At 58.6% G+C, this 18,187-nt stretch carries 20 protein-coding genes and 1 tRNA gene; 16 read left to right on the top strand and 5 right to left on the bottom strand.

The window, feature by feature from the left end; genetic code table 11:
- Positions 1-14: 14 nt before the first annotated feature.
- Positions 15-227: a hypothetical protein gene (locus tag BLQ09_RS01280; protein ID WP_027604106.1), complete on the bottom strand. Its 213-nt coding sequence runs from the start codon at positions 225-227 to the stop codon at positions 15-17.
- A 154-nt stretch (positions 228-381) separates the two neighbouring features.
- Here BLQ09_RS01280 and BLQ09_RS01275 point away from each other — a divergent pair, with 154 nt between their 5' ends.
- Both BLQ09_RS01275 and BLQ09_RS01270 read left to right on the top strand, forming a co-directional pair.
- The gene (locus BLQ09_RS01275) at positions 382-687 is read left to right on the top strand and encodes a hypothetical protein (RefSeq protein WP_027604107.1); all 306 of its coding nucleotides are present in this window, start codon (positions 382-384) and stop codon (positions 685-687) included.
- 142 nt (positions 688-829) lie between these two features.
- A complete protein-coding gene (locus tag BLQ09_RS01270; protein ID WP_027604108.1) occupies positions 830-1,150 on the top strand; it encodes an I78 family peptidase inhibitor in 321 nt (106 codons plus the stop codon).
- Positions 1,151-1,223: 73 nt separating this feature from the next.
- On the opposite strand, the gene BLQ09_RS01265 is transcribed toward BLQ09_RS01270, so the two are convergent.
- Positions 1,224-1,436 carry a cold-shock protein gene (locus tag BLQ09_RS01265; protein WP_003234260.1) on the bottom strand — a complete coding sequence of 71 codons (213 nt, stop codon included), beginning with the start codon at positions 1,434-1,436 and terminating at the stop codon, positions 1,224-1,226.
- A 289-nt stretch (positions 1,437-1,725) separates the two neighbouring features.
- Complete coding sequence (locus BLQ09_RS01260) at positions 1,726-2,040, bottom strand: hypothetical protein (RefSeq protein WP_027604109.1); 315 nt, start codon at positions 2,038-2,040, stop codon at positions 1,726-1,728.
- Between the two features lie 367 nt (positions 2,041-2,407).
- Between BLQ09_RS01260 and thrS the strand changes: the two genes are divergently transcribed.
- The 9 genes from thrS (at position 2,408) to BLQ09_RS01215 (ending at position 9,864) form a co-directional block, all read left to right on the top strand.
- On the top strand, positions 2,408-4,330 hold the full coding sequence (gene thrS / locus BLQ09_RS01255) for a threonine--tRNA ligase (RefSeq protein WP_048719014.1): 1,923 nt from the start codon (positions 2,408-2,410) through the stop codon (positions 4,328-4,330).
- Complete coding sequence (gene infC, locus BLQ09_RS01250; RefSeq protein ID WP_015884933.1) at positions 4,330-4,881, top strand: translation initiation factor IF-3; 552 nt, start codon at positions 4,330-4,332, stop codon at positions 4,879-4,881. Before thrS ends, infC begins: the two co-directional genes overlap by 1 nt.
- Before the next feature lie 60 nt (positions 4,882-4,941).
- Positions 4,942-5,136 carry a 50S ribosomal protein L35 gene (gene rpmI / locus BLQ09_RS01245; protein WP_002553160.1) on the top strand — a complete coding sequence of 65 codons (195 nt, stop codon included), beginning with the start codon at positions 4,942-4,944 and terminating at the stop codon, positions 5,134-5,136.
- 30 nt (positions 5,137-5,166) lie between these two features.
- Positions 5,167-5,523 (top strand): 50S ribosomal protein L20, encoded by a 357-nt coding sequence (gene rplT, locus BLQ09_RS01240; RefSeq protein WP_003174975.1) that lies wholly within the window; start codon positions 5,167-5,169, stop codon positions 5,521-5,523.
- A 109-nt stretch (positions 5,524-5,632) separates the two neighbouring features.
- Positions 5,633-6,649 carry a phenylalanine--tRNA ligase subunit alpha gene (gene pheS, locus BLQ09_RS01235; RefSeq protein ID WP_017737822.1) on the top strand — a complete coding sequence of 339 codons (1,017 nt, stop codon included), beginning with the start codon at positions 5,633-5,635 and terminating at the stop codon, positions 6,647-6,649.
- A 26-nt stretch (positions 6,650-6,675) separates the two neighbouring features.
- Positions 6,676-9,054, top strand: coding sequence for a phenylalanine--tRNA ligase subunit beta (gene pheT, locus BLQ09_RS01230; protein WP_092354885.1), 2,379 nt, complete (start codon positions 6,676-6,678; stop codon positions 9,052-9,054).
- A gap of 3 nt (positions 9,055-9,057) precedes the next feature.
- Positions 9,058-9,360: an integration host factor subunit alpha gene (gene ihfA, locus BLQ09_RS01225; RefSeq protein WP_002553164.1), complete on the top strand. Its 303-nt coding sequence runs from the start codon at positions 9,058-9,060 to the stop codon at positions 9,358-9,360.
- Entirely contained in the window at positions 9,341-9,697 is a 357-nt protein-coding gene (locus BLQ09_RS01220) for a MerR family transcriptional regulator (RefSeq protein WP_003174972.1), read from the top strand. Before ihfA ends, BLQ09_RS01220 begins: the two co-directional genes overlap by 20 nt.
- 90 nt (positions 9,698-9,787) lie before the next feature.
- Positions 9,788-9,864, top strand: a tRNA-Pro gene (locus tag BLQ09_RS01215).
- Positions 9,865-10,345: 481 nt separating this feature from the next.
- On the opposite strand, the gene BLQ09_RS01205 is transcribed toward BLQ09_RS01215, so the two are convergent.
- Together BLQ09_RS01205 and bamA are read right to left on the bottom strand one after the other, a co-directional pair.
- Positions 10,346-11,200 carry a lipopolysaccharide biosynthesis protein gene (locus tag BLQ09_RS01205; RefSeq protein ID WP_092354882.1) on the bottom strand — a complete coding sequence of 285 codons (855 nt, stop codon included), beginning with the start codon at positions 11,198-11,200 and terminating at the stop codon, positions 10,346-10,348.
- 165 nt (positions 11,201-11,365) lie between these two features.
- On the bottom strand, positions 11,366-13,732 hold the full coding sequence (bamA, locus tag BLQ09_RS01200; protein ID WP_092354879.1) for an outer membrane protein assembly factor BamA: 2,367 nt from the start codon (positions 13,730-13,732) through the stop codon (positions 11,366-11,368).
- A gap of 196 nt (positions 13,733-13,928) precedes the next feature.
- On the opposite strand from bamA, the gene BLQ09_RS01195 reads away from it, so the two are divergent.
- From BLQ09_RS01195 to BLQ09_RS01175, 5 genes are all read left to right on the top strand, one after another.
- Positions 13,929-14,612 (top strand): response regulator transcription factor, encoded by a 684-nt coding sequence (locus BLQ09_RS01195; RefSeq protein ID WP_092354876.1) that lies wholly within the window; start codon positions 13,929-13,931, stop codon positions 14,610-14,612.
- Positions 14,609-15,892, top strand: a complete 1,284-nt coding sequence (locus tag BLQ09_RS01190; RefSeq protein ID WP_027607398.1) for a HAMP domain-containing sensor histidine kinase — start codon at positions 14,609-14,611, stop codon at positions 15,890-15,892. Before BLQ09_RS01195 ends, BLQ09_RS01190 begins: the two co-directional genes overlap by 4 nt.
- Before the next feature lie 57 nt (positions 15,893-15,949).
- Positions 15,950-16,387, top strand: coding sequence for a hypothetical protein (locus BLQ09_RS01185; RefSeq protein ID WP_027607399.1), 438 nt, complete (start codon positions 15,950-15,952; stop codon positions 16,385-16,387).
- Between the two features lie 255 nt (positions 16,388-16,642).
- Positions 16,643-17,311 carry a GntR family transcriptional regulator gene (locus BLQ09_RS01180; RefSeq protein ID WP_027607400.1) on the top strand — a complete coding sequence of 223 codons (669 nt, stop codon included), beginning with the start codon at positions 16,643-16,645 and terminating at the stop codon, positions 17,309-17,311.
- 64 nt (positions 17,312-17,375) lie between these two features.
- On the top strand, positions 17,376-18,182 hold the full coding sequence (locus BLQ09_RS01175; protein WP_027607401.1) for an ABC transporter substrate-binding protein: 807 nt from the start codon (positions 17,376-17,378) through the stop codon (positions 18,180-18,182).
- Positions 18,183-18,187 lie beyond the last annotated feature (5 nt).

Here is an 18,187-nt window from a genome sequence, read left to right as displayed (position 1 = left end):
TCGCCAGCCGGTTCTTATTCACGCTCGGGGTCTGGTGCCCCCATGTGATCGGCCGGGTATTTTTCGAATACCTGGCCGATGAATGCCTGTGCCGCCTGGGTGCCGAGTTCCTTGACCAGCAGGTCGATACCGATGATTGCCAGTTCTTCCGGGCTTCCTGGGCTGTAGGAGCTTTGTCCTTGGGGCCATTTGGCTTTGATGTCGGCTTGGAGCGTTACGGTGGTCATGGAAGTCTCACGGGTTGAAATGCTGGGCAATGCGCTGGAACGCGGCTCTAACCGGCGCAGTTAATCATTTTGCGCGGCGCTTGGCACTGCTACTTAGGCATGAAGCAGGTGCTGTGCGACACTGTCTCCCTGTTTAATTGCCGGGGGACCCCGCGTGCAGATCGATTTGAATAACCCCGAGAACCTGACACTGGCCGCCGTGCGTCAACTGATCGCCAGTGCCAGTGATGACGAGCATACCCAGTTGCGTGTGACCAGGGCCGGAATTGCCTACATATCTTCCGGGGTGGTGGGAGGCACTGACATCGATGGCCTGCTGTTCCGCCTGGAGACCTGGGCCAAGGGTTCCGGTTACGTCGGCAACGTCGCGGCCAGCGACGAGGTCTGGGTTACACAGATTTTCAATGCGCTGAAGCAGAACTGGCCGAAGCCGCCGTTCGATTACATCGACATCTACTGATTACGCTCATATTTGGTCACGATTGATCGGGCGAATGCCTGCTGATAGTCGGGCAGACTTACCTATCGGCGGTTTACGTTTTGAAACCTATCAGCCAGACCGCTGTCGCACGATCTCTGTTCATTTTTCAATAGGAGGCTTCATGCCTTGGAAGCTCGCATCATTCGGTACTTTGTTGGCAGCACTCGCGTTGGCGGGTTGCAGCACCCCGGGTGCCTCTGAGCCAGCCAAAGACGCCGCCGTGACCGATGCCGGTCATAGCCGCTGTGAGTCGAAGGCCGCCGAATTCAGCATTGGCCAGAAAGCCTCGCCGCAGTTGCTGGAGCAGGCCCGTACCCGTGCTGGCGCACAGAACGCGCGGATCCTCAAGCCCAACGATATGATCACGCTGGAATACCGCTCCGACCGCCTGAACCTGAACACCGATGACAACCTGGTGATCACGCGCGTTAATTGCGGCTGATCGTTTCCAGGCTTTTGCAACGCCCATAAAAAACCCCGTCACATGGACGGGGTTTTTTTAGCTCAGCGGAGAATTACTCGCCGCGAACCTGTGCAGCTTGCATACCCTTTTGGCCTTTCTCAGCCACGAAGGAAACGGTTTGGCCTTCTTTCAGGCTTTTGAAACCGTCGCTTTCGATAGCTTTGAAGTGTACGAACAGGTCGTCACCGCCACCTTGAGGAGTGATGAAGCCGAAGCCTTTTTCATCGTTGAACCATTTAACGGTGCCGGTTTGGCGATTAGACATGGTGTATCTCCAAGAAACATATATTTTCAGTAGTGCTGTGCTGCTCAGGCCAACTGGGCACACCGGGCTATCATAGTCGAAATGTTCGGCTTGGGAGCCCCCCCAAGGCATTGTTTGCTAATCAATAGCGTTGCGTTTGCTACTTGTGTCGGCTGAAAGCCCCGATCTACGGGGCTTCGGCGTGAAATATCAGCTGGTAAAAAAAGCCGTAAAAGCTGCGTAATTTGTGCGAAATGGCAGTTTTCGGGCTGTTTTCCTGGCAAAACGGTCGTCTGATCCCAGGCCGGTCTTACTTTTTCTTCACGACTTTGCAGGACGAAATAGCCGCGACTGCTTTGTTTTTAAGCTCCGGGCTGGCGTTCTGGTTAGTCATGAGCTCCTTGATTTCCGCAGTGCTCAATTCGGCGTTGATCTTGTCGGCGCCACATTCGCAGTGGGCCTTGGCAGTCTTGACGTCTACGTTCTGGCTGGCGGCCGCGCTGCAGTCGCTGACGAAACTGTCACGGGCACCGGCTGGCCAATTGGATGGAGCGGCAGCCTGCGCGCCGAGGGAAAGGAGGCTCAGGGTAGCGGCGAAAGCAAGGGTCGAGGTAAAACGCATCATGGGATGCTCCTTTGATTCGAGGACGAACGGCGATTCTCAGTGGGTTTGAGGTGTGGCGTACAGCTCAAGTTCACTTTTGCAGCTATAAAGGCTGGAATTTGTCTTTGCAGCGGATACTGCCGGCGCGGTGACCGTTCATCTGTGCTAGCATCCTTGGCTTGGCTAATTCCGGGTGCGCCATTTGCCGCCTTGCCATGTTTCTTTTCTGCTCACTCCAGTCACTGTGGTTCGATTATCGGTTGGCCGAAAGGCTCCTGCCGCTGTAAGGCAGGCGTTCATCATTGAACGGCCTGGTGTTGGATCTTGTACTGGCTCATCCCAACCCACGTGACCTTTGGTAGGGGTCACCACTAGGAGAGGAGGCGCCATGCCAACTATTACTCTTCCCGACGGCAGTCAACGTTCATTCGATCATTCGGTTTCCGTAGCCGAGGTCGCCGCATCCATTGGTGCTGGCCTGGCCAAGGCCACCGTGGCCGGCAAGGTCGATGGCAAGCTGGTTGACGCCAGCGACCTGATCACCTCCGATGCCAGCCTGCAAATCATCACGCCCAAGGATCAAGAGGGGTTGGAGATCATTCGCCACTCCTGCGCGCACTTGATTGGCCATGCGGTCAAGCAGCTGTATCCGACTGCGAAGATGGTGATCGGCCCGGTCATCGACGAAGGCTTTTATTACGACATCGCCTACGAGCGTCCTTTCACCCCGGACGATCTGGCCGCTATCGAACAGCGCATGCACGCCCTGATCGAAAAAGATTACGACGTCATCAAGAAAGTCACCCCGCGCGCCGAAGTGATCGACGTGTTCACTGCGCGTGGCGAAGACTACAAGCTGCGCCTGGTGGAAGACATGCCGGACGAGCAGGCCATGGGCCTGTACTACCACGAAGAATACGTCGACATGTGCCGTGGTCCCCACGTGCCGAACACGCGCTTCCTCAAGTCGTTCAAGCTGACCAAGCTGTCCGGTGCCTACTGGCGCGGCGACGCGAAGAACGAGCAGCTGCAACGGATCTACGGCACTGCCTGGGCTGACAAGAAGCAGCTGGCCGCCTATATCCAGCGCATCGAGGAGGCCGAAAAACGCGACCACCGCAAGATCGGTAAGCGCCTGAACCTGTTCCACCTCCAGGAAGAAGCGCCGGGCATGGTGTTCTGGCACCCGAACGGCTGGACCCTGTACCAGGTGCTCGAGCAGTACATGCGCAAGGTGCAGCGCGACAACGGTTACCTGGAGATCAAGACCCCGCAGGTCGTTGATCGCAGCCTGTGGGAGAAATCCGGGCACTGGGCCAACTACGCCGACAATATGTTCACCACCCAGTCGGAAAACCGCGACTACGCCATCAAGCCGATGAACTGCCCATGCCACGTGCAGGTGTTCAATCAAGGCCTGAAGAGCTATCGCGAGTTGCCGATGCGCCTGGCCGAGTTCGGTGCCTGCCACCGTAACGAGCCATCGGGTGCGCTGCACGGCATCATGCGTGTGCGCGGCTTCACCCAGGACGACGCCCACATCTTCTGTACAGAAGAGCAGATGCAGGCCGAATCCGCCGCGTTCATCAAGCTGACCATGGACGTTTATCGTGATTTCGGCTTTACCGAAGTCGAGATGAAGCTGTCCACTCGTCCGGAAAAGCGCGTCGGTTCCGACGAGCTGTGGGATCGCGCCGAAGCGGCCCTGGCCGCAGCGCTAGACAGTGCGGGCCTTGCGTACGATCTGCAGCCGGGTGAGGGGGCCTTCTACGGGCCGAAGATCGAGTTCTCGTTGAAAGATTGCCTTGGCCGTGTCTGGCAATGTGGTACCTTGCAGCTCGATTTTAACCTGCCGATCCGTTTGGGAGCCGAATACGTCTCCGAAGATAACAGTCGTAAACACCCGGTTATGCTGCACCGGGCGATCCTCGGCTCGTTCGAACGGTTCGTCGGTATCCTGATCGAGCACTACGAGGGTGCGTTCCCTGCGTGGCTGGCTCCGACTCAGGCAGTGATCATGAATATCACTGATAAACAGGCGGATTTTGCTGCTGAAGTTGAAAAAACTCTCAACGAAAGCGGATTTCGTGCCAAGTCCGACTTGAGAAATGAAAAGATCGGCTTTAAAATCCGCGAGCATACTTTGCTCAAGGTTCCCTATCTTTTGGTTATCGGAGATCGGGAAGTCGAGATGCAGACTGTCGCTGTGCGTACTCGTGAAGGTGCTGACCTGGGCTCGATGCCCGTCGCCCAGTTCGCTGAGTTCCTCGCGCAAGCGGTTTCCCGGCGTGGTCGCCCAGATTCGGAGTAATTATTATTAAGCGTGAAATGAGACAAGATAAACGAGCTGCACCGAAAGCCCCGATCAACGAGAATATCTCGGCACGCGAGGTTCGGTTAATTGGCGCTGACGGCGAGCAGATTGGCATCGTCTCGATTGATGAAGCGCTTCGTATTGCAGAAGAGTCCAAGTTGGACCTGGTGGAAATCTCCGCCGATGCAATCCCACCCGTTTGCCGGGTGATGGACTACGGCAAGTCGATCTTCGAAAAGAAGAAGCAGGTTGCCGCGGCGAAGAAGAACCAGAAGCAGATTCAAGTAAAAGAAATCAAGTTTCGTCCAGGGACGGAGGAAGGGGATTACCAGGTAAAACTGCGCAACCTGGTACGTTTCCTGAGTGATGGGGACAGGGCCAAGGTATCCTTGCGATTCCGCGGCCGTGAGATGGCCCACCAGGAGCTGGGGATGGAACTCCTCAAGCGGGTTGAAGCTGACCTGCTCGAGTACGGTTCGGTCGAACAGCATCCTAAGATGGAAGGACGCCAGCTGATCATGGTCATCGCCCCGAAAAAGAAGAAGTAATCAACAGGGCACGGCAGGCCTTCTGATTATGTTTATCAACTGAATGCGGAGTATCCGAACATGCCAAAGATGAAGACTAAAAGTGGTGCTGCTAAGCGGTTTCTGAAAACTGCTAACGGTATCAAGCACAAGCACGCTTTCAAGAGCCACATCCTGACCAAAATGTCGACCAAGCGTAAGCGTCAACTGCGCGGTAGCAGCTTGCTGCATCCGTCTGACGTGGCAAAAGTCGAGCGCATGCTGCGCCTTCGTTAATTTTTGGATCAAGAATAGAGGAAGTAACTCATGGCTCGTGTAAAGCGTGGCGTCATTGCCCGTAAACGTCACAAAAAAATTCTGAAACTCGCTAAAGGCTACTACGGCGCACGCTCACGCGTATTCCGTGTTGCCAAGCAAGCGGTAATCAAGGCAGGCCAATACGCCTACCGCGACCGTCGTCAGAAAAAACGTCAGTTCCGCGCTCTGTGGATCGCTCGTATCAATGCTGGTGCACGTGTTAACGGTCTGTCCTACAGCCGTTTCATCGCTGGCCTGAAAAAAGCGTCCATCGAAATCGACCGTAAGGTTCTGGCTGAACTGGCCGTGAACGAAAAAGCGGTGTTTGCTGCGATTGTCGAGAAAGCTAAAGCCACCTTGGCTTAAGTACCCCCGACAGTCACCCTGGGCTGCGCCTGTAGCCCAAGGTGGTAAACGTCATAAATAGGGGAAGAGCCTTCAAGCTCTTCCCCTATTTTGTATCTGGAGTCTGTACATGGAAAACCTGGACGCGCTCGTCGCTCAAGCTCTTGAGGCTGTGCAAAGCGCTGAAGATATCAATGCCCTGGAGCAAATCCGGGTTCACTACCTTGGCAAAAAGGGTGAATTGACTCAGGTGATGAAGACCCTGGGAAATTTGCCGGCTGAAGAGCGCCCGCAAGTCGGCGCGCTGATCAACGTTGCCAAGGAGCGTGTCACAGAGGTGCTCAATGCGCGCAAGGCGACCATGGAGGAGGCCGATCTCGCGGCCAAACTCGCCGCCGAGTCCATTGATGTAACCCTGCCTGGTCGCGGCCAGGCCTCGGGCGGTCTGCATCCGATCACCCGGACTCTGGAACGCATCGAGCAGTTCTTCACCCACATCGGCTACGGCATTGCCGAAGGCCCTGAGGTCGAAGACGACTATCACAACTTCGAGGCGCTCAACATCCCAGGCCATCACCCGGCCCGGTCGATGCACGACACCTTCTATTTCAATGCAAACATGCTGTTGCGCACCCATACCTCGCCGGTACAGGTCCGCACCATGGAAGCGAACAAGCCGCCGATCCGCATTGTCTGCCCAGGCCGTGTGTACCGTAGCGACTCAGATATCACCCACTCGCCGATGTTCCACCAGGTCGAAGGCCTGCTGGTTGATCGCGACATCAACTTCGCCGACCTCAAGGGCACCATCGAAGAGTTTCTGCGAGTGTTCTTCGAGAAAGAGCTGGCGGTGCGTTTCCGTCCATCATTCTTCCCGTTCACCGAGCCATCCGCAGAAGTCGACATGGAATGCGTGATGTGCAGTGGTAAAGGCTGCCGCGTCTGCAAGCAGACTGGCTGGCTGGAAGTGATGGGCTGCGGCATGGTTCACCCCAACGTGCTGCGCATGTCCGGGATCGATCCGGAAGAGTTCTCGGGCTTTGCCTTCGGCATGGGCGTTGAGCGTCTGGCCATGCTGCGTTACGGCGTGAACGACTTGCGTCTGTTCTTCGACAACGACTTGCGGTTCCTCGCGCAATTTCGCTAGTCGTAACGAATCTTTAGGAGAGCAGGATGAAATTCAGTGAACAATGGCTGCGCGGCTGGGTAAGCCCGCAGGTAGATCGCGATGCGCTGGTTGCGCGTCTGTCGATGGCCGGTCTTGAGGTCGATAGCGTTACGCCGGCCGCCGGTGTTTTCAGTGGTGTGGTGGTGGGCGAGGTGCTGAGCACCGAGCAACACCCCGATGCTGACAAATTGCGTGTGTGCCAGGTCAGCAATGGCGCACAAACGTTCCAGGTCGTGTGCGGAGCGCCTAACGTGCGCCCGGGCCTGAAGATCCCGTTCGCCATGATCGGTGCCGAACTGCCGGGCGACTTCAGGATCAAGAAAGCCAAGCTGCGTGGCGTCGAGTCCAACGGCATGCTGTGCTCCCAGGCGGAGCTGCAAGTAGGCGAGGGCAACGACGGCCTGATGGAACTGCCGGGCGATGCGCCAGTGGGCCAGGACATTCGCGTCTACCTGGAGCTGGAAGACGCCAGCATCGAGGTCGACCTGACTCCGAACCGTGGCGACTGCCTGTCCCTGGCTGGCCTGGCACGTGAAGTGGGCGCGCTGTACAACGCGCCAGTCACTCGTCCAGTGGTGGCCGCAGTGGCTGCGGTGCACGATGAAGTGCGACCGATCGAAGTACTGGCACCAAACGCCTGCCCGCGTTACCTGGGGCGTGTGATCCGCAACGTCGACCTGTCCAGGCCAACCCCGCTGTGGATGGTTGAGCGCCTGCGTCGCGCCGACGTGCGCAGCATCGACGCGGCCGTCGATATCACCAACTACGTGATGCTTGAACTGGGCCAGCCGCTGCACGCTTTCGATCTCGCTGAAATCAATGGCGGCATTCGCGTGCGCATGGCCGAAGAAGGCGAGAAGCTGGTTCTGCTCGACGGCCAGGAAGTCAGCCTGCGCGCCGACACCCTGGTGATCGCTGACCATTCCCGCGCCCTGGCGATTGCCGGTGTGATGGGGGGCGAGCACAGCGGTGTGTCCGCGACCACGCGAGACGTATTCCTTGAAAGTGCGTTCTTCGACCAGATTGCTATCGCTGGCAAGGCCCGCTCCTACGGCCTGCACACCGATGCGTCACATCGCTATGAGCGCGGTGTGGACTGGAAGCTCGCCCGTGAAGCCATGGAGCGCGCCACTGGCCTGCTGCTGGAAATCACCGGTGGCGAAGCCGGCCCGATCACTGAGATTGTCAGCGAACAGCATCTGCCGTCCGTTGCGCCGATCACCCTGCGCGCCAAAAGCGTTGAGCAAATGCTTGGCCTGGTCATCGCCCCGTCTGAAATCGAACAACTGCTGTCGGCCCTCGGGTTGAACATTTCTGCGGGTGGGGAAGGGCAGTGGCATGTTGAAGTGCCAAGCCATCGCTTCGATATCAGCCTGGAAGTCGATCTGATCGAAGAGTTGGCTCGCCTGTACGGTTACAACCGCCTGCCGGTTCGTTACCCGCAAGCGCGCCTGGCGCCGCAACCCAAGGCAGAAGCGCGTGCGCACCTGCCTGAGCTGCGTCGTCTGCTGGTCGCCCGTGGCTATCAGGAAGCGGTGACCTACAGCTTCATCGATCCGAAGCAGTTCGAACTGTTCAACCCGGGCGTCGAGCCGCTGGTGCTGGCCAACCCGATCTCCAACGACATGGCCGCCATGCGTTCATCCCTGTGGCCAGGCCTGGTGAAAGCCCTTTCCCATAACCTGAACCGTCAGCAAGACCGCGTGCGCATGTTCGAAAGCGGCCTGCGGTTTGTCGGTCAACTCGACGGCCTGAAGCAAGAGCCGATGCTGGCCGGTGTTGTTTGCGGCAGCCGCTTGCCGGAAGGCTGGGCGCAAGGCCGGGATGCCGTGGACTTCTTCGACGTTAAAGCGGACGTGGAAGCGGTACTGGGTTTTGCCGGTGCACTGGACGACTTCACATTTGTGCCAGGCAACCACCCGGCGCTGCACCCAGGTCAGACTGCGCGTATCGAGCGCGAGGGTCGTCTGGTGGGCTTCGTCGGCGCCATCCACCCGGAACTGTCGAAAACCCTTGGTCTCGACCGCCCGGTCTTCGTCTTCGAACTGGTGCTGGCCGAGGTGGCCTCGGGCAAGATGCCTAAATTCAGCGAGTTGTCGCGCTTCCCTGAAGTGCGTCGTGACCTGGCCCTGATCGCCGATCGTGAAGTCGCCGCTACTGCTGTTCTGGATGTAATCCGTGAAAATGCAGGGGAATGGCTGACAGACCTCAGGCTATTTGACGTCTATCAGGGTAAAGGCATTGATCCGCATAGAAAAAGCCTTGCAGTTGGCTTGACCTGGCAGCATCCATCGCGCACTCTTAATGACGATGAGGTGAATGCCACGACACAAAATATCCTCACCTCGCTCGAACAAAGGTTGAACGCCACGTTAAGGAAGTGACGTATGGGGGCTTTGACGAAAGCTGAGATGGCGGAACGTCTGTACGAAGAGTTGGGTCTGAACAAGCGCGAGGCCAAGGAATTGGTCGAGCTGTTTTTTGAAGAGATCAGACACGCTCTGGAAGACAACGAACAGGTCAAATTGTCCGGTTTCGGCAATTTTGATCTGCGGGACAAACGCCAGCGGCCTGGCCGCAATCCAAAAACGGGAGAAGAAATCCCGATCACGGCTCGCCGTGTGGTCACCTTTCGTCCAGGGCAGAAGTTGAAGGCCCGAGTTGAGGCTTATGCTGGAACCAAGTCATAACGACGAGCTACCCGTCATCCCAGGCAAACGCTACTTCACCATTGGTGAAGTCAGCGAGCTTTGTGCGGTAAAACCGCACGTGCTGCGCTATTGGGAGCAGGAGTTTCCTCAACTCAACCCCGTCAAACGCACCGGGAACCGTCGGTATTATCAGCGCCAGGATGTGCTGATGATCCGACAGATCCGTGCGTTGCTTTACGATCAGGGATTCACCATCAGCGGCGCGCGCCAGCGTATGTCCGGTGATGAAGCCAAAGACGACACCACCCAGTACAAGCAACTGATCCGCCAGATGATCTCCGAACTGGAAGATGTGCTGGTGGTTTTGAAAAAATGATTCAGGCTTTTAAAATACTTCCACATTTCAAAAGCTTGCGGTATATTCCTGATCGCTTCGTTGCGAAGCGAACCCAGTAACACGCCTAGTCGGGGCGTAGCGCAGTCCGGTAGCGCACTAGCATGGGGTGCTAGGGGTCGAGTGTTCGAATCACTCCGTCCCGACCATATTTTTCAGTGACTTAGCCGAACTCCAGCCAGTTCGGCTTTTTTACGCATAGGGACTTTTGCGGGGGATCATCCCAACTTCCTCCTCAAGATCGTCACCGCCCCACGCTTGGATCCAGCCAATGCACTGAAAGCTTCCGGCCATCAAGGTCCTGGATGAGTTACGTCTGCTGATTCTGAAAATTCTTTTTAAACCCACACAGGTTCATTGAGCATAGGCAGATCTGAAGTACGATCAGCGCATACGCTTCAGCGTAAGCCCCAAATGGCCCAGGGCATAGTGCTCACTATGCAACAGAAGGCCCCCGCCATTCTTCTCGCTGGCCGTGGAACCCAATCCAGATAACTCCTTCAATCTCCTGCTAAAAAAGACTGAAGTATCCGGGCTGATATTCGGATTTTTTGAGAAGGGCCCTCAGCTGCCGACACCCAATGTGTGTAGTGCAGGGAGTTGGCGAAGGCCTCCAGGCCGACTGTGTGTCTACTGGTGGAGCATCGCTTCCACTTGAGCGACGCTGATACGCGGAATCACACTCGCCGGAATCTTCGAAATATCGGATAAGTTGTAAACCATGAAGTCATCCCCGATGACTTTCTTGGACATCAACTCGAACGACGGCAGTATGCGGGTGTAATAGTGCTGGTCGAGCCCGCAGGGGGAGTTTATGGAGTCCTTCGTTTCGTAAAACCTCCCCGACTTTTCGTCCAGGTCGACGCCCACCAGGAAAACCTTGGAGAACCCGACGTGGAATGCCAGCTGGATGGCCAGGTAGGCCACGGTTCGGGCATCAAAAAAGCCCTGGCTCATGTCCTTGCTGAACCCGATGGACCGTTTCCGAAAGGCGATCAAGGAGTGATCAGTAACCAGCTCTTTTGATCTTCCGAGCGCCACATCGATCCACGACGGTTTTGGCGCCTTGGACAGCGGGTAGAGCTGCCCGGTTGGACGAGCATGGGAGGATTGCGCATGGTCTTCCCACAGCGCGACCCTTTGGCTGACAGCCATGGCGTAGTTGAATAAATCCGGCTGCTGTTTGGAAAAGCTTCTGTCCGTGCAGGCGTAAAAACTCGGCTTGATGTCGGTGTTCATAAACATCGAAATCGCGCCATTCATGGTGATCATGGGCACGTGCGCGAACTTTTCGAGGGGGAATGATTTGGCTGACAGGCCGGAAGCGATAATAAAAACCGCGCCTGATTCGACATTCCGACAGGCAGCAAAATCGTGCAGGTGCAGCGGGTGTGCGCTTGAACGCCATGGCGCTGGCACGGGTGCAAACAAAGCCAGCTTTTTGTCGGCAACAGGCTTGGCCTCGACGAAGGGCATCTGTTTCATCCGATCTATCCGCGTAGTGAAAGGAAAATCCACACATCAGCCGACCAAGGCTCGATAGCGGAGTTCCTTTATAAAAAACAATACATAAACGCGGCTTCGCCAGACGTCCGGTATTTGTGTAGGGCCTTTCCGAGAAGGGGGAAACGCATCAACACGCCGCAACCTTTAAAACGTCTGCCCCATGGAGAACTGAAACACCTGCTTGTCCGCGTTCTCCGGCGTGCGAATCGGGTAGGCCAAGTTCACACTCAGCGGCCCCAGCGGGCTGTACCATGTCACCCCAACTCCCACCGAACTGGCCATCTGGCTTAGGTCCACGCTGCCGCAGCCCTGGGTCGTGCTGAGGTAGCACTTGTCCGAATACACCGTCCCTACGTCCCAGAACAACGAGGTTCGCACGGATTTGTTGTCTTTGATGAACGGCACCGGGAACAGGTACTCCGCGCCGCCGGTTATCAGGATATTGCCGCCCAGCGACTCGGTGTCCCGGTCCGAGTAGTACGCCTGCCCGGCACTGGCGTAGGCACCGGTTGCCGGGGTGTTGCGCGGGCCGAGGGTGCCGCTTTCAAAGCCGCGCACCGTGCCTTCGCCGCCGGCGGTGTAGGTTTCATAGAAGGGCAGCCCGTCCGTGGAGCCGTAGCCGCTGCCGTAGCCGAGCTTGGTGTGAAAGCGCAGTGATGTGGTGTTGCTGACAGGCAGGAACGTCTGCCCCGTGTAGTCGATTTTGTAGAAACTCAGGTCGCTGCCGGGCACCGTCACCATCAGGTTGAGGTTTTGCGAATGCCCGCGAGTCGCCAGCACGCCTTTGTTCAAGGTCGACTCCGACCAGCCAAGGTTGGCCTTGAAGTTGGTGAATTCCTTGCCTTCGCGCTCGATAAAGTCGTAGATCTCGTCGGCGCTGTAGGTGCCCGGTTCGATGCTGTCGTGTTGTACGGTCAGGCCAAAGTTCAAGCGCGAGGTTTCATTGATCGGGTAACCGAGGGTGGTGCCCAGGCCAAAACTATTGATGGCGTAATAGGAAACCCCGTCATCGTAGTACTTGTTGTAGTCGGTCTTGCTGTAGAACGCGTTGTAACCCAGGCTCACCCCGTCGGTGGTGAAGTAGGGATCGGTGAAACCGATGTTGTACTTGCTCTGGTAGGACGAGCGGGTCAGCCCCAGGCTGGCGTAGTTGCCGGTGCCGAGGAAATTGTTCTGGGTGATCGAGCCGCCGAGGATCAGCCCCGAACTCTGGGCAAAGCCGACACTGGCGGTAATCGAACCGGACGCCTGTTCTTCCACGGCGTAGTTCACATCCAACTGGTCATCGAGGCCGGCCACCGCAGGCGTCTCGACGTTCACCTCCTTGAAGAACCCCAGGCGCTCCAGGCGCACCTTGGACTGATCGATCAGGTAGGTTGACGCCCAGCCACCTTCCATCTGGCGCATTTCCCGCCGCAGCACCTTGTCGTCGGTCTTGGTATTGCCACGGAAGTTGATACGGTTGACGTAGGCCCGCTTACCGGGGTCGACGGAGAACGTGACGTCAACCGTGTGGTCTTCATCGTGGGCCTGCGGCACGCCGTTGACGTTGGCGAACGTGTAGCCTTCGTTGCCCAGGCGACGGGTAATCAGCTCCGAGGTGGTGGTCATCAGTTTGCGTGAGAACACCTGGCCCTTCTGCACCAGCAGCAAGGACTGGACCTGGTCCTGCGGGACTTTCAGCTCACCACTGAGCTTCACCTCGCGCACCGTGTATTTCTGGCCTTCCTGGATGTTCACGGTGATGTAGACGTGCTTTTTGTCCGGGGTCATCGAGACCTGGGTCGAGGTGATATCCATGTTGATATAGCCACGGTCCAGGTAATAGGAGCGCAAGCGTTCAAGGTCGCCCGACAGCTTCTCCCGTGCGTATTTGTCGTCGTTCTTGAAAAACGACAGCCAGTTGCTGGTCTTGAGGGTGAACTGGTCGATCAGGGCGTCGTCGGCGAACACCGTGTTGCCCACGACGTTGATGTGCTGGATCGATGCCACTTCACCTTCGTCGATCTTGATTTTCAAGCCCACGCGGTTACGCGGCTGAGCCACCACCTGCGCGTCGACCGACGCCGAGTAACGGCCCTGGGCAACGTACTGGCGCTGCAACTCGTTGCGTATCCCTTCCAGGGTGGCGCGTTGGAAAATCTCGCCCTCGGCAAGGCCCGATTGCTTCATGCCTTTCATCAGGTCATCGGTGGCAATCGCCTTGTTGCCCTCGAACTCGATACTGGCAACCGAAGGACGCTCGACTACATTGATGATCAACACATCGCCTTCGCGGCTCAGTTGGATGTCCTGGAAGTAACCGGTCTTGAACAGCGCGCGGGTCGAGTCCACCAGGCGCCGGTCATCCGCTTCGTCGCCGACGTTCAGGGGTAATGCCCCGAACACGCTGCCTGCAGAGACCCGTTGCAGGCCGTTGATTCGAATATCCGAGATTTTGAAGCCTTGGGCGAGTGCCAGTGAGGCATTGAGCAGCAGCGCAACCGAGCAGAGCAGGCGCGAAAAATTCATCAAGATCTTTTCCAGAACACATCGACAAGCAGCGCCGGCACGCATGGACAACTCGCCGCGCGGCCGGACTGGTGAACATCCAGCATACGAGCGAGGGGCGTTTGGTGCGGTTAACCGAATGTCAAGTTAGGTAAAGTTTGGCCTGGGATGCCGATGCCGGGCCGATAATGCGCAACCCCCCACCGACGAGCCCGAGATGATCCGCGTATTGTTGGTCGACGACGACCAGGAACTGACTGACATGCTGAGCCAATACCTCGCGCGCGAAGGCTTTGAGGCCGCGGCCGTGCACACGGGGGAGGAGGGCGAGGTGGAGGCGCTGTCGGGGCGCTACAGCATTGTGGTGCTGGACGTGATGCTGCCCCAGCGCTCGGGCATCGAAGTGCTCCGGCGCATCCGCGTCGTCAGCCAGGTACCCGTAGTGCTGCTCACCGCCCGTGGTGACAACATCGACCGCATCACCGGCCTGGAACTCGGCGCCGATGATTACGTGCCCAAGCCCAGCTCCCCCGGCGAACTGGTCGCGCGCCTGCGCGCCATCATGCGCAGGGTGCAGCCGGTGGGCCAGCCGACCACCGAAGTGATCAAGACCGGCGCGCTGGTGTTGTGGCCCGGCAGGCGCCAGGCCCTGTGGAACGGCCTCGAGCTGGGTGTGACCAGCACCGAGTTCAGCCTGCTGGAAGAGCTGGCCCGCAGTGCCGGCCAGGTAGTGAGTAAAAAGGATCTGTCACTCAATGCCCTCGGTTGCCCGCTGACCCGCTACGACCGGCGCATCGACGTGCATATCAGCAGCATCCGGCAAAAACTCGGGCCGCGCCCGGACGCCAAGGCCTGGATCCAGAGCGTACGTGGCCTCGGCTATTTGTTGATTGCCGAATGACCAGGCCCAGCCTGCTGTTCTGGAAACTGTTCCTGGCCTTCTGGCTGGCGACCACCTTGACCTTCCTGGTGGGCGTCGGCGTGCTTGAACTGGGCCGTTTCCAGCCGAATGACCCGCATGTGGAAGCCATGCTGGCGGCCGAAGACAAGCTGCTGCAAACGTTCGGTGTCGAGGCGGGCGGCCAGCTCCTGGCGGTGTGGGAGCGCCCGGCGGATGAGGCCATCGGTGTCTACAACAGTGCCGGGCAATTGCTGATAGGTGGGCCGGTGACGCAGCCGGCCTATGAGCGAGCGGTCGTCAGCAAGGAAGGCCTGGCGCTGTCGATCAGGTCGACCCACGCGCCCGGTAACCCGCCCGGCCGGCCCTGGCACCAGATTCCGTTGATCATCGGCACATTGATGAGTGCGCTGTTCAGCGGCTACATGGCCTATTACCTGGCCTGGCCCCTGGCTTACCTGAAGCGCGCCATGAGCGACGCGGCCCAGGGACGCTTCGAAACCCGGGTCAAGCCGGCCATGGGCAAGCGTCGCGACGAGATCGTCGACCTGGCGGAAGACTGCGACCGCATGGCCAACCAGTTGAAGGGGCTGGTGGAGGCCCAGCAGCAACTGCTGCACGACATCTCCCATGAACTGCGCTCCCCGCTGACGCGCATGCAGGCGGCCATCGGCCTGTTGCGCCAGGACGCCGCCCGCCTGGAAATGCTCGAACGCATCGAGCGCGAATCCGAGCGCATGGACACCCTGATCGAGGCGTTGCTGACCCTGGCGCGCCTGCAAGGCCGCCCGGAAAGTATCGAGCGCGAGCCCGTGGATATTGTCGAATTGCTGGCGATGATCGTTGAAGATGCGCAGTTCGAAGCCGGCATCAAAGGCTGTCGCGTGCACCTGCAGGCGTGCCCGCCGTTTATCGCCTGCGTCAGCGGTGAGTTGTTGTACCGCTGCTTCGAGAACGTGATTCGCAATGCCGTGCGCTACACCCGGCCGGACACCACCGTGTGCGTGTCGGCGCAGGTCAACCAGGATGCGAACCGCCTCACGGTACAGATCACCGACCAAGGGCCGGGCGTCGACAATGACCGGCTGCACAGCATTTTCCAGCCGTTCGAACGTGGTGTGGGCGATGCCAGCGTGGGGTTTGGCCTGGGGCTGGCCATTGCTGCGAGGGCCGTCCAGATGCACGGCGGCCACATCCTCGCGCGCAACGAGCCGGGCGGCGGGCTGACAGTGGAGATCACCCTGCACAGCGCGCGATCTTTACACGACATTACATTGGCTTGACCGCCCTGTACGTCGCGCCTCATTAGACTTGTCGCCATTGATTGAGTGGAGGTGGCGATGTTTCAGGTGCATAAAAAGGGCTTCGTGCCCGGCAGGAAAATGGTCGACGGCCTGGTCCCTTACGACTTCTTTTGCGAAGACAGCCCGGCGATCAATCTGTTTGTGTTTACCGGCGCCGCTACGCCGGGCGCCACCGTCGAAGAACAGACCCTGTGGGGCTTCACTCGGTTGGAACGTTTTGAGGCGATGAGCCACGCGTTGGTGAGCAACCAGCGGCACGCCGGCTGGTTTCAAAGCGTCAATGTGCTCACCGGGCCCAGCCACAACGGCACGCTAAGCGTGAAATTCCAGCGCGTGCTGAAAATCATCAAGCACGCCAGCCCGGCCCGTAAGGCCGACTACGAGATCCTCACCGACGAAGGCGACACCTATTTCACCCGCCAGGCGGTCGGCGAAAACAGCGCGCAAACCGTCATCTATTCGGCCGAGCCATAACGCCAACGGTGGGCTGGATTCGCCTCAAGCAAAAGCATCTCACCCACGTCCTGCTTGTTACTTCCGCCCACCAATGGGGCATCTTCTGCGCCATTGGGTAGCAAATTCCCACGCGACTTTTCAACGCCAGCGCCAGCTTTTTCCCTTCTATCCGATCTGAATCAATCACTTGGCTCCTGGCCCAGGCCGTTGGCACGCATTCTGCTTTTTTGTATTCGTGGATAATTGGATACAAAAATTCAAAAGGTGCTGCCGATGCAATTCGCTCCCGCTTACGTTGACCGCCAGCCCCTCACCGCCGAGGAGGAGGCCTACAACTTTCTGCTCGATGCCATTTGCGGCGGCCGCTACCGCAAGGGCGACCGGCTGATCGCCGAAGACATCGCCAGCGAGATCGGCATGAGCCGCATGCCGGTGCGCGAAGCCTTTCGCCGCCTTGATGCCCAGGGCCTGGTGACCCTGCGGCCCAACCGTGGCGCGATCGTCAGCGGTCTGGATATCGATGAGCTGCACGAAGTGTTCGAGATGCGCAGCGCCCTCGAAGGCCTGGCGGTGCGCGTGGCCGTCGGCCGTATCGGTGAGCGTCAACTGGCGGCCCTGGAGCGCATGCTCGACGCGATGGACGACTACCGCGATGAGAGCGCCGCCTGGGTCAGCCGCCATCGCGCGTTCCATGAATACCTGTGCAGCCTCAGCGGCCGCCCACGCTTGATGAAGCAGATTTCGGCGCTGTACTCGCTGGTCGAGGCGCCCATGCGCTTGTGGTTGCAGCACGGCGAAAAACCCCTCAGTGCCCGCCAGGAACACGCGGTGATCCTCGATGCGATCCGCGCCGGCGACGCCGCCCGCGCCGAAGCCGTGGTGCGCGAACACATCGAAGGCACCGTGCCGGCGCTGATCCAGTTCCTGCAAACCGAACAATAAGAAACACCCGCTGTGTTTTGACTTTAGTCCTGCCCCGTTATTCAACGAACTGGAGTGTCTGGTCATGCATAAATGCCGCGCCTTGCTGGTGGCTGTCTCCTTCGGTCTCTGCGCACAAGGGGCCTTTGCTGCGCCTCAAGTGCCGGATCGTCTGCAAAAAGTCGACAAACTTGTCTATTGCTCGGGGATGGATTCCCCGCCCCTGGTGTCCTTCGACGAAGCCCAGAAACCCCGCGGGCTCACCGTCGACCTGGGCCTGGAAATCGCCAGGCGCCTGGGCGACAAGCAAGTGCAATGGCGGGTGATTCCGTTCTCTGGCCTGGTGCCGGCGCTGCTCGCCCAGCAGTGCGACATGATCGTCGACCAGCTGTTCGACAAACCCGAGCGGCGCCAGGTGATCGACATCGTCAACTACATGTATTCCAGCCAGTCGGTGGTGGTGCCCAAGGGCAACCCCAAGGGCATCAAGGCGCTGGATGACCTGTCCGCGCACAAGGTCGCGGTGCTCAACGGCTCCACCATCAAGACCCTGCTCGATGCCCACAATGAAAGCCTGGCCAAGGCCGGCAAGCCCCCGATGAAACTGGTGGTCTACAACACCGACACCGACGCGTTCCAGGCCCTGCGCATCAGCCAGGTCGACGCCTACGGCACCACCGTGGAAACCGCCGGTTACTACGCAGCAATGGCCCCGGACCTGTTCCAGGAAGGCGTTCCGGCGTTCAGCCGCATCCTCACCGGCCTGGGCATACGCAAGGACGACCCGCAACTGACCGCCGCCGTGCAGCAGGTGATCAGCGATATGCGCAGCGATGGCAGCTATGTGCAGTTGCTGGACAAATGGCATGTCAGCAGCGACACACTCGACTGAGGCGT

Source organism: Pseudomonas sp. NFACC25 (genome assembly GCF_900100935.1).
GTDB lineage: Bacteria > Pseudomonadota > Gammaproteobacteria > Pseudomonadales > Pseudomonadaceae > Aquipseudomonas > Aquipseudomonas marginalis.
This window is presented reverse-complemented; position numbering and strand designations above follow the sequence as displayed.